The sequence below is a fragment of the bacterium genome (assembly GCA_029210965.1).
In the GTDB taxonomy this organism is placed as follows: Bacteria; BMS3Abin14; BMS3Abin14; order BMS3Abin14; family BMS3Abin14; genus JALHUC01.
In genome coordinates this window covers 1-555 of record JARGFZ010000146.1, presented here as the reverse complement: position 1 = coordinate 555, position 555 = coordinate 1, and the positions used below count along the sequence as shown (strand labels likewise).

The window sequence follows — 555 nt, the reverse complement described above, 5'->3', positions numbered from 1 at the left end:
ATCTACCTGCGCCCTGCGCACCGCGCCCTGCGCACTTATCGTCACCTCGAGAACGACCCTCCCCTCCTCTCCCCTTTTCCTGGAAAGGACAGGGTATAACGGTTCAGGGAGGAAGAGGATCCGGGCCTGAACAAGGTCAGGGCCAAGGGCATCCCTGGTCAACATCCCGAGAGCCGCCGGGTCGCCGGCAAAGGCTAAAAGGTTAGTGTCTAGTGTCTGGTGTCTAGCGTCTGGCGGAAATTCAGGGCGAAGGGCGGAGGGCGAAGGGCGGGAGTAGGAGACAGTAGCTTGTATCTGGTGTCCGGTATCTGGTAAAGCCGTTTTTTCAGAGACATCCATTTCCGTCCCGGGCAAGCTGGTTTTCTGGACCTCCTGATTGGGAAAATAAGCGATTCCCGGTTCCGGCTGCGGTACATTTTCAGCCTCTAGGACTTCCGATGGTGGTTCAATTTTCACAGGGTCCGGACGCGCGGCTGGTTCCGGCAGAACGTTCACCTGTGGTTCAATAGCTGCAGTTTTAACTTCGGATGTATGATTGACGGGAACCTGCTTCAC

Annotated in this window: 1 protein-coding gene; it reads right to left on the bottom strand. The window is 56.6% G+C overall.

The window, feature by feature from the left end; translation table 11 throughout:
- On the bottom strand, positions 1-354 hold a 354-nt coding region (locus P1S59_14705), incomplete at its 3' end, for a TonB family protein (protein ID MDF1527471.1).
- Positions 355-555 lie beyond the last annotated feature (201 nt).